This is a genomic window from Gilvimarinus sp. 2_MG-2023 (assembly GCF_030547685.1).
Lineage (GTDB): Bacteria > Pseudomonadota > Gammaproteobacteria > Pseudomonadales > Cellvibrionaceae > Gilvimarinus.
The window spans coordinates 38,130-49,650 of sequence record NZ_JAUOQM010000045.1; the positions used below are offsets into that span (position 1 = coordinate 38,130).

Annotated in this window: 6 protein-coding genes; all 6 read left to right on the forward strand. The window is 51.3% G+C overall.

The genetic code is table 11. The features are described from left to right. Positions 1-270 precede the first annotated feature (270 nt). The gene (locus Q4526_RS11175) at positions 271-1,074 is read left to right on the forward strand and encodes a PhoH family protein (RefSeq protein ID WP_215977162.1); all 804 of its coding nucleotides are present in this window, start codon (positions 271-273) and stop codon (positions 1,072-1,074) included. Positions 1,075-1,467: 393 nt separating this feature from the next. Beyond that, positions 1,468-3,222 carry a TolC family outer membrane protein gene (locus Q4526_RS11180; RefSeq protein WP_215977163.1) on the forward strand — a complete coding sequence of 585 codons (1,755 nt, stop codon included), beginning with the start codon at positions 1,468-1,470 and terminating at the stop codon, positions 3,220-3,222. A gap of 94 nt (positions 3,223-3,316) precedes the next feature. After that, positions 3,317-5,473, forward strand: coding sequence for a type I secretion system permease/ATPase (locus Q4526_RS11185; protein WP_215977164.1), 2,157 nt, complete (start codon positions 3,317-3,319; stop codon positions 5,471-5,473). Further along, positions 5,473-6,891, forward strand: a complete 1,419-nt coding sequence (locus Q4526_RS11190; RefSeq protein ID WP_303604283.1) for an HlyD family type I secretion periplasmic adaptor subunit — start codon at positions 5,473-5,475, stop codon at positions 6,889-6,891. The genes Q4526_RS11185 and Q4526_RS11190 overlap by 1 nt, the downstream gene beginning before the upstream one ends. Continuing rightward, positions 6,891-7,481, forward strand: coding sequence for a response regulator transcription factor (locus Q4526_RS11195; RefSeq protein WP_215977165.1), 591 nt, complete (start codon positions 6,891-6,893; stop codon positions 7,479-7,481). The genes Q4526_RS11190 and Q4526_RS11195 overlap by 1 nt, the downstream gene beginning before the upstream one ends. 170 nt (positions 7,482-7,651) lie before the next feature. Further along, positions 7,652-11,521: Ig-like domain-containing protein (locus tag Q4526_RS11200; RefSeq protein WP_215977166.1), on the forward strand; the 3,870-nt coding region annotated here is incomplete at its 3' end.

Consider the following 11,521-nt stretch of genomic DNA (forward strand, 5'->3'; position numbering starts at 1 on the left):
CGTATCGATCGATTGTGACAAAATAATGTGCGCGCAGTGATGGGCTGTTCAAAATAGTAAAAAGCCATTGACCAACCCCACAAATTGGGCTTAGTATTATTTTCGAGGCCACATATTGTGTTTTATCCCTTAAGACGATGTGTCCGGATATTCATTCATCGACCACAGGAGTGATTTTTCTTCGCGTAATCAGGTAGGGCTCATCGCGAGCCAGAGTGAACCGGCTAAGCGATGCGCCAGTGTTAACTTTGACCGAAAGGGACAGTACCCATGGCGAAAAGATCTCACGCACGACGCAGTAATCATTACGGTATGGACGACGGCGGCTTTCAGTCCGGTAAAAAAGGGCGAGGTAAGTCGGCCCGCAAGCGAAAGGATGACGGCAATATTGTCGAAATGAAATCCCGCTCCCAGCAACTCGAAACAGCTTACAGCCCCCAGCGCACCTCCCAACCTCTTCAAGCACAAACCTCCGCCCAACAAGCTTACATCGATGCAATCAAACAAAACTGCCTCACCTTTGGTATCGGCCCGGCCGGTACGGGGAAAAGTTACTGTGCCGGAGCTCTGGCGGCAGAGGCGCTGGAGTCGGGCAGAATAGAGCGGATCATCTTGACGCGACCGGCTGTTGAGGCTGGTGAGCAGCTGGGTTTTTTACCTGGCGCGTTGGATGAGAAGTTTTCAGTCTACATCGATGCCTTCCGCGATATTTTGAATGAGCGATTAGGTGCCGGTACGGTGGACTATTGTTTGCGTCACGGTCGTATTGTGGCAGCACCTTTGGCTTTTATGCGCGGTAAAACGTTCAATAATCGCACCTTTGTGGTGCTGGATGAAGCACAAAATACCTCGATTGCGCAAATGAAGATGTTTCTTACGCGCATCGGAGAGGACTGCAAGGTGGTTATAAATGGCGATATCGAACAGAGCGATATCAAAGGTGCCAATGGACTGGCAGACGCTATCAATAAGTTGCGTGACTTAAACACCGTGCATGTACATCGCTTCGCGCGTGAGGATATCGTGCGCAGTGGTCTGGTGCGCGACATTATCGATCGCTACGAAACCACCTAAACCACCCATCGTATCCTATACTTAAACCGTCTTCGTGCTTGCTGCGAAGACGGTTTTTTTGTTTTTATAATCGGCCTTGGATCAAAAACGGAGCAGTGGCGCCTTCGATAGCCTGAGTTTATCGCGATTGATTAAATAACATACTTTTTTTATACTAAAAAGATAGGTAATTCTTGATATCTATTACTAAGCTAAAGTAATATTGCCCCTGCTGTTGAATACAGTGTCAATAAGTGTGATGCGTGTCACGATATTTTATACTGAGTTAGCTTGAGCAAATATTTGTAATCGCGTAGAGCCCGCGGTGCGTATGTAGTTGCCAGACAATATTGGCAGAGCACCCAAGTTCAACTATATAACCGAGTGCCGTAATACACAAAATGAGGAAGATGCATGACAGCTCGCTTGTCTAAGTTACCATTAACTGCCGGAGTGTTGGGCTTAGCGGCCTTTCTATCGCTCACAGGAGCTGCGCAGGCACAAACCAGTCGGGATGCTGTTTTGCAGGCCTTAGAAACTAACCCTCAAGTTAAATCGGCCATGCACACCTATGAGGCTTCGCACTATTCAATGCGCAGCGCTAAAGGCGGCTACTACCCCTCTATTGATGTCACCGCTGGCACTGGTAAGGCGCGCCGTGATTATGATGATCGCGATGATTACACGACCAACCGGGCCGAGATCTCCCTCACGCAAATGTTATTCGACGGTTTTCGCACCAGTGGCGAGGTCAATCGGTTAGATCAGGCTCGCCAAGTTCGCTATTTAGAATTGCGCGATACGGTTGATAGCGTGGCGCTTGAGACCTTTGCGGTGGCTGAAGATATCGTGCGCTACCGCGCTTTGCTGGAGTTGGCTCGCTCCAACTATCAAGAGCATTTAGATGTTCAAGGCCAAATTAAAGAGCGTGTGGATCAGGGGGTGGGGCGCCGCGCAGATCTGGATCAAGTGGATGGTCGAGTAGCATTGGCTGAGTCCAACTTACTGACTGAAGCGTCCAATTTACACGATGTTACTGCTAAATACCTGCGTTTAGTCGGTAACTTGCCGCCTTCTTCACTCGCGCCAGTTGATCTTGTGGGAAGTGATATACCCACCTCAGTGGATCAATTGTTGAGTCTGGCTTACCAGGGAAATCCGGGCTTTCATGCGGCCATTAAAAATATAGCCTCGGCGCAGGCCGGGGTGAAATCACAAAAATCCAATTACTACCCAACGGTTCAGTTGCGCGCCAGTTACGGCACACAACAAAATTTAGGTGTGTTTGACGATCGCTTTGATGAGAGAGATTTCGGCGATGAGGCCGCAGTTGAATTGGCGTTTACTTACAACCTTTACAGCGGTGGCAGTGATCGGGCTGCCGTTAGCCAGTCCATGGCCGAGGTGGATACTGCCATAAGCCGGCGTGATGAAGCTTGTGTGAATCTGCGTCAAGACTCTCAAGTCGCCTATAATGATGTGAATCAGCTGACTGAACAGTTGGTATCGCTGCGTCGGCATCGCGATGCCAGTGATCGCGTGCGTGGCGCCTATACCGAACAGTTTCAAATTGGCCAGCGTACCTTGTTGGACATGTTGGATGCGGAAAATGAATACTATGAGTCGAGTCGAGCCCTGATTATTGCCCATCACGATTTAAATGTGGCTTATGCTCGTGTGCTGAATGCATCGGGCCAATTGGTATCAACTCTGGGTATTGTTAATGAAGAGCTACCAATGCTGGGCAGTATCGATGATGAGATGACCCAAATCAGTGTTGAGCCCTCAAGCGTTTGCCCGAGTGTCTCGCCGAAAGCCTATGGGCGTGCTGATTTGATTACCAATGTATTTAACCTGGAGATGAAGAATCTGTTTGACGGCCAAGAAACTGTTATTAACTCTCAGGCTAGACAGCGGCTTAAGCGCTTAGTTGAACAGTTCAGTGATGATGGCGCTGTGTCTGAGGTGCTCGTTCGTGCGCGTATGAAGCCAGCGGCCAGCAGCTTGCAGCAATCCGTTGCTCAAGCGCGTGTTAAAGCAGTGCGTGAATATTTGGTATTTCATGGTTTAGAATCAGCCAGTATTGTTGATTCGGAACACGACTCTGACAGCCCACTGCAGCCAGCTACTAACCGTGTGCAAATTACTGTTCGCCATCTGGATGGATAAATAGCATACTGGCAGTTGTGTGCAGACAAGCTATCCTATGTTGCTGTGGGATAGTTTGAGATTGACTCGATGTGTTAGAAGGATGTAAGAGTCTATGAGTGAGCAAGCTGGCGGAGCCAAAAGAGCCTCGTTACGTGGCGGGCCTTTATCGGCTTGTCTTGTGGCCCTGACTAAGGCCCATGGTATTCGCACTACTGAATCGACATTGTTGGCTGGCCTGCCTTTACAGCAGGAACAGTTAACGCCATCTTTGTTTGAGCGCGCCGCTTCTCGGGCGGGTTTAACCTCGCAAATCGTGCATCGCCCCCTCGGTAGTATCAACCAAGCGTTACTCCCAGCGGTTCTTATCCTTAACGACAACAAAGCCTGCTTGTTGTTGGCGCTCGATTCCGACCGGGGAATGGCCGAGGTTGTGTTTCCTGAGCTGGGGCAGACCGCAAGCCAAATTTCCATTGAAGCTTTGCAAGAGCTCTACAGTGGGCGAGTGATTTACGCCCGCCCCAAAGTAAACTTCACTGCCCGCAACGCCGGCATACATGATGTCGTTAAAGGCCATTGGTTTTGGGATGTGATTAAATCCCACCGCAGCCTTTATCGCGATGTGATGATCGCGGCGCTGATGATTAATTTCTTCGCCCTCGCAATGCCCTTGTTTGTCATGAATGTGTATGACCGGGTTGTGCCTAATTTTGCCACTGAAACGCTGTGGGTACTGGCTATTGGGGTGGTGTTGGTGCTGGTTGCAGACCTCGTGTTAAAAATAGTTCGCGCTTGGTTTGTCGACTTGGCCGCGAGCCGTATCGATATTCGCCTTTCGGCCAATATCATGGCGCGCGTGCTAGGTATGAAGTTATCCGAACAGCCCAGTTCGGTCGGTTCGTTTGCATCGGGCTTACAGGCGTTTGAATCAGTTCGGGCTTTTATCGGGTCGAGCACTATTGTGGCGTTTATCGATTTACCTTTTGTGCTGCTTTTTATTCTGGTAATTGGCTTGTTGACCTCATGGTGGTTGGTGGTTCCAATTGTCATAGGGGCGGTTTTGTGCCTGTTATATGCCGCTTCCGTTCAGCGCCGTATGCACGAGCTTTCATTGCAAAGTATGGAGGCCAGTGGTCAGCGCAATTCGGTGTTGGTGGAGAGTCTTACCGGGCTAGAGTCGCTAAAGTTTCTTGCCGCCGAAGGTCGTATGCAACAGCTTTGGGAAAAAGCCACCGTATTTCTCTCGCGCACCAACACCAAAACTCGCCTGTTGTCGGGCTCGGTGACCGCCGGGTCACTTTGGATTCAACAAATGGTGGCGGTGTCGATTATTATCACCGGCGTTTATCTCATTATTAATGGCCAACTATCGCAGGGTGGTTTGATTGCTGCCTACATGATGTCATCGCGTATTATGGCGCCTATCGGGCAGAGTGCTGGCTTGATGATGCAATATCATCAAGCCGCAACAGCACTGGAAGGTGTTGAGCAGGTGATGAATAAACCGGTGGAGCGTCCCGCGGAAACCGATTGGGTCAATGTGCCCCGGGTGCAGGGGCGAATTGAATTTAAAAAAGTGTCTTTTCGTTATCCTAACGATGAGCGAGAAGTGCTTAAAGACGTCAGCTTTACGCTGGAGACGGGCGAGCGAGTCGCCGTTTTAGGGCGCAATGGTTCGGGGAAAACGACTCTGCAAAAACTGGTGGCTGGGTTGTACTCACCATCGACGGGCAATATTTTGGTTGATAATGTTGATATTGGTCAACTCGACCCAGCGCAGTTGCGACACAATATTGGCTATGTGCCACAGGATGTAAATTTATTTTTAGGCACGCTGCGCGAAAACCTAACATTGTCACATCCACACGTCGACGATGCCCGATTAATGGAGGTCATTGAACTGTGTGGCTTGGCGGACTTTATTAATTCGCACCCGCAGGGCTTGGCGATGCAGGTAGGTGAGCGTGGTGGTCTACTGTCCGGCGGACAAAAACAGTGTGTGGCTGTTGCGCGAGCACTGATTGCCGATCCGCCCATCTTATTGTTGGATGAGCCGACCGGGTCAATGGACCACTCCAGTGAGGAGGCATTAAAGGCTAAGCTTGTTGCGCCCTGCGAGGGGAAAACCATGTTGGCGATCACTCATCGGACGTCTTTGTTGAGTTTGGTTGATCGAATCATCGTGGTTGACGCGGGTAAGATTGTCGCCGATGGTCCGAAGGATCAGGTGGTTGAGGCGCTGCGTCAAGGGCGCATCGGGAGAGCGGGCTGATGGCGACGCGAGAAGAGCAGCGATTCGGCCGAGTCGGTAAGGCGATTGACAAGATGTCGCGCCCTTTGTCGCGCTATGTGGATAAGCTTTGGCATCGCTGGATAGCGCCGTCTGCCGGTGTATCGCAAGATTGGCTGGAAGATGCCGATTGGGCTAAGGTTCAGCAGGAGCCAGTACGTGCGCGCGGTCTTTTATACGTTATGTTGCTGGTGATATTGGCCCTTATTACCTGGGCCAGCTTTGCTGAGTTGGATGAAGTGGCGCGCGGTGAGGGGACGGTGATCCCGTCTAAGCAAACACAGATAGTGCAATCATACGATGGTGGTGTGGTGCAAAAAATCTTGGTGCGCGAAGGCGAAGTCGTCGACCAAGGGGCGCTGTTAATGCAAATTGACCCGACGCGCTATATTTCATCGTATCGGGAAAACCGAGTGCAGTATTTATCGCTGTTAGCTCGTGCCGCTCGGCTTGAGGCTCTTGCCAAGGGTGAATCCTTGGTCATTCCGAGTGCGGTCAGCGAACAGGAGCCTGCATTAGCCGATAACGAGACCACTTTGTATTACTCCAACCTGGAAGAGTTAAAGCAGCAGGTGTCGCGCGCGGAGCAACAATTGTTACAGCGTGAGGAGGAATTGCAAGAGGTCAATGCTAAACTTAAGCAAGTAACCCGAGCGGCAGAGCTGTCATCGCAGGAGCTTAAAGTGACTAAGCCTCTGCTGGGCAGCGGAGCTATCTCTGAGGTGGAAATTCTGCGCTTAGAGCGTGATCTCGCGAATGCCGAGGGTGAGCGCGACCAAGCCATTGCTCAGCGCGAAAGAATTATGTCTGCGATTATCGAGGCGCAAAACAAAATTGAAGAGGTTACGCTGGCGGCGCAAAACGAGTGGCGCTCGCAATTGTCGGAAACCTTGGCGTCCTTGTCGAGTTTGTCTGAGACGGGACTGGGTTTGGCCGATCGGGTGAAGTACGCCGATATTCGCGCACCGGTGCACGGCACGGTGCAACGATTGTTTATTAACACTGAAGGTGGTGTCGTGCAGCCAGGCAGCGAAGTGGTGGAGATGACCCCGCTGGACGATCAGCTGCTAATTGAGGCTAAAATCTCACCCAAAGATATTGCGTTTGTGCGCCCCGGACAAAAAGCGATGGTGAAGTTTACCGCTTATGATTTTACCGTGTACGGGGGCTTGTCCGGTGAGCTGGAGCATATAAGTGCCGACACCATCACCGACAAAGAGAACGATCAAACATATTATTTGGTTCGGGTGCGAACCGAGCGGGCAGGTTTTGATAAAGCTATGCCTATTATTCCGGGGATGACGGCTCAGATTGATATTATTACTGGTAAGAAAACGGTGATGTCTTATCTGCTGAAACCTATCCTTCGGGCGAAGCAAAACGCGTTGACAGAGCGATAATGCAGTCAGTTTTTATATCATCCGCCAATATCGATTCCAAACGCTGGCAGAGCGCCTTTAGCGATGCCTGTGTGTTTGTCGATTACCCGCCGGGACAGGTGAGTGTCGACACCAATACATTGGTGTGGCTGGTGATGGATGGGCCCTGGCGGGCACATTTACATGAGTGCAAAGCTGCGGGGGCCAAAATTGTCGCTCTTACCTTAAAGGAGACGGCCGCTGAGGCGCGAGAGCTCATTTCTTTAGGCTGCTCTGGCTACTTGCATGCGCTCGCGGCACCGGAACAGCTGGAGCGGGTAAAGACCGCGGTTGAATACGATGGTCTGTGGCTGGGGCGCGATTTGATGACTGCTCTCTTGTTCGAGCCCGCGTCGTCCACTAAGCCTGAATATTCGCAGGCGAAAAGTAAGTTAAGTGGACGAGAGTTTGCCGTGGCCGAAGCTGTGGCCGAAGGGTTGAGTAATAAAGAGGTAGCTCATCGCCTGCACATTACCGAGCGTACGGTTAAGGCTCATCTCAGCGCCTGTTTTGAAAAACTTAACGTGCGGGACCGAATGCAGCTGACTTTACAGCTTCGTCCCGATCGTTAGTCCCTTCTTCTTATCTCTAAAGTAGGTATATTTCACCCGAATTATACCTATTAGCTATATTGTACCAAGGTACAATTTATCTGGCGTCTATTTCCTTCTACACTCTAATTATGATCAATCCGTCTGTGCATTGGGCGTGTTAACAATTTCTGAAAATAAGGCATCGGCATATGAGTACTCAAGCGACAGATATCGTTTCCCTGCAAGGACAAGCCTGGGCAAAATCTGATAACGGCGCTCTGCGAGAGTTAAGCGTGGGCGATACGATTGCAGGTGACGAACAGCTGATCACTCAAGCTGATACTCAAATTGTGCTCGATTTTGGCGACGGCAGTCCCGTTAGCTTAAGCGGTGCCCACGAAGTCGGTATGAGCCCCGAAATGTGGCCAGATACCGCCACTCAGGCCGATGCCGGTAGTCTACCAGCGGCCCAATTTGATGCCATCTTGGCTTCGTTGGAGCAGAACGATGAGTTGCTGCAAGAACAGCAATTCAGCGATATCTTGGCGACTCTGGATGAAAACGACGCCCTGCTGCAGGATAGTCGTTTTGAGGAAATGCTGGCTCAGCTCGATGCAAATGGCGGCGCTCTACAGGCCCAGCAAGTACAAGATATTCTCGCGTCACTGGATGAAAATGACGCCCTACTGCAAGACAGCCGCTTCGACGCCATGCTGGCCAAGTTAGACGAAAATGAAGGAGTGCTGCAAGTACAGCAAGTGCAAGATATCTTGGCGTCATTAGATGCTAATGATGGTGTTTTACAAGACGCCCAGTTTGACGTCATTCTCGCCTCTTTAGATGCCAACGAAGCGGCGCTGCAAGAACACCAATTTAATGACATTTTAGCCTCACTGGATGTCAACGACGAACTGCTCCAGGGCAATGCTTTTAGTAGCATACTCGCGCAATTGGAACAAAATGGCGCCGATCTGCAAAACATTCAAATCCAATCTATTTTAGCTTCACTCGACGCTAATGACTCCTTGCTTATGGAGTCGCAATTTGACGATATTTTAACCTCGCTGGCACAAAATGAGCGCGATTTACGTCCCACGGATATTGATCTGATACTGGCTGAAATTAACCAGAATGACCCTATTTTACAGGATCAGTCCGCCCAAGATGCGCTGCTTAATGGCGAAGGCGATCTGTTGGATTTGGTGCAGGCACCTGCCGCAGGTGGTGGTGTCGGTGGTGGTGGCCACGATTTTGTTCGTGTGGATCGTATTCAGTTGCAAACCGAAGGTCAGGCATACAGTTTTAACCCTGCCGCGAACGGCCCAGCGGCACCATTAGAAAACCCAGACGTACCAAATCAGCCACCGGTTGTCGAAAACCAAAGTGTCATTACCAACGAAGATACACCGGTTTCGGGCTTGGTTGAAGCCTCGGATTTGGAAAATGATCCGCTAAGTTATACCGTTGTTTCAGGCCCCAGCAACGGCACCATTGAGTTGGACCCCAGCACTGGTAGCTATACCTATACCCCGATTGATAACTACAACGGTGAAGATACCGTTGAGGTTGAAGTGTCCGATGGTGAAAATACCACTATTGGTACAATTGATATTGAAATTGTCTCGGTTAACGATGCGCCGACCGCTGACGACCAAATACTGACAACCCCCGAAGATACCCCCATCAGCAGCCAGGTGGATGCCACCGATGTTGATTTACCCGATGGCGATGTGCTGACCTACACGCTCAACCAGGAGCCGAACAACGGCTCGGTTAGTTTGGATCCTGCTACCGGCGAGTTCGTTTACACACCTAATCCAGATTACTTTGGTACTGACCAGTTCACGGTCACCGTTACCGATAGCACTGGCGCTACGGATGTTGCAGTAATTGACCTGGTCGTTACGCCCGTCAACGATGCGCCTGTTGCCATCGATGACGGCCCTCTGGCCACTGCGGCCAATACGGTTACTACTGGCAATGCGCTGGACAATGACTTCGATATCGACAGTTCACCCATACTGGTACAAAGCTACATCGTTGATGGTGACGACACCGTTTACGGCCCAGGCGATACCGCCACCATGACGGGGGTGGGCAGCTTTACCCTGTTGGAAAATGGTGAGTTTAGTTTCACTCCATTGACCGGTTACAGCGGAGAAATTCCCGATGTTATCTACACTGTTACCGATGGTGAGCTAACCGATGACGCCGTCATTAGCTTTGACGGCATTCCGGGTGTTGGCCAGCCCGGCGGGCCGGTGCCACCGTCAGCCTCAATAGAGCTGGATGCTGACATTACCGCCGATGACATTATCGATGCGGCAGAGGCAAGTGCCGTTATCACCCTTACCGGCTCAACCGGTGGCGATGTGGTCGAAGGCGATACCGTTACCCTCACGATTAATAACACCACCTATACCGGTTTGGTAGACAGCAACGGCAACTTCAGCATCGACGTTGCCGGCAGTGATCTGGCGGCCGATGGTGACACCACCATCGAAGCCAGTGTCACCACCAGCACCGGTGATGTAAACGGTGAAGCTACGGCTACTGACACCGAAAATTACAGTGTTGACCTTTCTGGTCCCGGCATTTCCATTAATGATGAAAACGGGGTGGAGTTGGGTGAGCAGTCTGTGGAAGAAGCAAGCGGCCTTCAAGTAAGTGGTAGTGCTACCGTTTCAGCCGTCGCTGGCATTGATAGTATCTCTATTGCAGGTCAGGACATCACAGGAGCCAGCGCAACTTCCACAGTGTCTATTAGCGGCGCCTATGGCACACTTTTAATTACAAGCTACGACTCCATCACTGGTGAAATTTCCTATACCTACACAGAAAACAGCACGGCTGAAAACCACAGCAGTGGTGATGAAAGTATTATCGATCAGTTTGCTATCAGTGTTACTGACAGTGCCAATAATACAGTCAGTAATGTACTGGATATTCTGATTACCGATACGGCGCCTACGGCGGTGGCCGATGCACGCACTGTAAGCGAAGACGACACAGGCATTACCGGCAACGTGATGACCGGTATCAACGCCAGTGCCGATACTTTGGCGGCCGATGGCGGCACTATTACTGGCGTACAGGCCGGCACAGCCACCGCTGCGATTGCCTCGGGTGCGGGCAGTGTCATTACGGGTACTTACGGCGATCTGACTATTAATGGCGACGGCGGTTACATTTACGTCACCAACTCGGCAGCGCAAGCGTTGAACGATGGTGACAGTGAGACCGATACATTCAGTTACACCGTGACCGACAGCGATGGTGACAGCAGTACGGTTACCGTGACGTTCACGATCAACGGTGCGAGTGAAGGTGTGCCGACCGTAACCATCCCAGGTGACGGCACAGGCGTTAGCGGCAGCGATGAGAGTGTGGTCGAAGACAGCTCTCTTATCGGCGCCACCTTTACGGTGCAAGCGCCGGACGGTCTGGCGAGTGTGACCATTGGCAGTACTACCATTACTCTGGCGGAGTTGAACAACGCAAGCAGCATTAATGTGACGGTACCGGGCGCCAACGGCACCCTGACTGTGACCGACTACAATGCGTCGACGGGCGTGATTACCTACGATTACGATCCCACGGGTACCAGCACCGATCACAGCTCGGGCGATGTAATCGAATCGCTGTCTGTAACGGTGACCGATATTCTGGGTGTTACCAATCCGAGCAGTCCGGCTCTGGATATTCTGATAACCGATACGGCACCAGCAGCGGTGGCCGATACACGCACAGTGAGCGAAGACGACACTGGCATTACCGGTAACGTGATCACTGGCACTAACGCCAACACTGACACTCTGGGTGCGGATGCGACGACTGTGACAGGCGTGAGCACGGGCGCAGCGAGTGGAGAGCTAACCGGTGGAGTTAATAGTGCCATCGCAGGCAGCTTCGGCACCTTAACCGTGAGTGCGGCTGGCCAGTACGAATATGTGCTTAACGCAGCAGCACAAGCGTTGGACGAAGGGGAGAGTGAAACCGATACGTTCAGCTATACCTTGAAAGACAGTGATGGTGATTACAGTACTGTTACCGTGACATTCACCATCAACGGCGCGGAA